Source organism: Streptomyces sp. NPDC017890, assembly GCF_044328675.1.
GTDB lineage: Bacteria > Actinomycetota > Actinomycetes > Streptomycetales > Streptomycetaceae > Streptomyces.
The window spans coordinates 1-1,301 of record NZ_JBIRHU010000154.1 but is presented as its reverse complement, the minus strand read 5'-3'; the positions used below and the strand labels follow the sequence as shown (position 1 = coordinate 1,301).

1 protein-coding gene and 1 pseudogene are annotated in these 1,301 nt (G+C 57.9%); one reads left to right on the top strand and one right to left on the bottom strand.

The window, feature by feature from the left end:
• A partial coding sequence (locus ACH4F2_RS36195) for a vitamin B12 dependent-methionine synthase activation domain-containing protein (protein WP_398136825.1) occupies window positions 1–539 on the top strand: 539 nt, incomplete at its 5' end.
• A 30-nt stretch (window positions 540–569) separates the two neighbouring features.
• On the opposite strand, the pseudogene ACH4F2_RS36190 reads toward ACH4F2_RS36195, so the two are convergent.
• Window positions 570–1,190: pseudogene (locus ACH4F2_RS36190) on the bottom strand (PucR family transcriptional regulator); the annotation flags it as partial.
• Window positions 1,191–1,301: the final 111 nt, after the last annotated feature.

The following is a 1,301-nucleotide window of genomic DNA, read 5'->3' as shown; positions in this document are numbered from 1 at the left end:
CGGATGCACCTGAACGGTTCCGGTTCACCTACCCGCGTCAGCACCGCGACCGTTTCCTGTGCATCGCTGACTTCGTGCGCTCGCGTAAGGAAGCAGAAGCGACCGGCCAGGTGGACGTTCTTCCGTTCCAGTTGGTGACGATGGGTCAGCCGATCGCGGACTTCGCCAACGAGTTGTTCGCGTCGAACTCGTACCGTGATTACCTCGAAGTTCACGGAATCGGCGTCCAACTCACGGAATCTCTGGCCGAGTACTGGCATCGACGCGTTCGTGAAGAGCTTGTGCTTCCCGAGGGGCATACCGTCGCGGAGCAGGACCCGACCGAGGTTGCCGGCTACTTCGATCTCGAGTACCGCGGCGCTCGTTACTCGTTCGGATACGGCGCGTGCCCGGACCTCGAGGATCGTGCCAAGTTGGTTGCGTTGCTCGAACCCGAGCGAATCGGCGTCGAACTGTCCGAGGAACTGCAGCTGCATCCAGAGCAGTCCACGGACGCTTTTGTCCTGCACCACCCGGAAGCAAAGTATTTCAATGTCTGAACTGTCATCTGGATACAGTTGAAGTGCGAACCAGAGTTCAGCTCGAACCTTTGGATCATCCAGATCACATCCGAGTGCGTTGGCAACTCGACTCATTCTGTAGCGCAGTGTATGCCGATGAATCCCTAACATCCCGGCCGAAGCGTCGGCTTGCCCGTTTTTCGCAAGGTAGACACGAAGCGTTCGAGTGAAATCTACTTTCGAGCTTTGATCGAGTTTCCTTACCGGCGCCAGGGTCTCCCGCGCCCATACTCGGACTTGATATCCGCGAAGATGCCTGAGCAGCCCTGCCTCCGAAATATCCCTTGCCTCGTGCAGCTTCCCCGGAACATCGGGTGCAGCACGAAAGACTCGCTGAACCTGTCGCCATGACTCAGGTAAATGGTCGACGTCGACGGGCTCACTAACTGATCCTCTGCCATAGGGAACCTGTCGAAGAACCGCCTGAAGGGTGCGCAGGTCACCCTCAGCACTTGGAAGGATGATTCCGACTTGCCCTGAATCCCGCTGGGCCGTCACGGTATCGACCCGGCGTAACGCCGGATCCTCTTCTGCTATTTCGAGTAATTCGACCTCAAAACGGCGTGGTGCGCCCAGTAGCGCCACTCGGACGTGCCCCTCGGGAATCGGCACCCGAAGAATGCTGCTCATCTGACGAGCAATCCCTGAATGCCCACTCAACATCAGTTCTAAGATCGCGCGTCGGTTGTTCCGCAATTCTTGACGTTCTTCGTCTGTCCGCCTGAGATGTTCGCTCAGCAG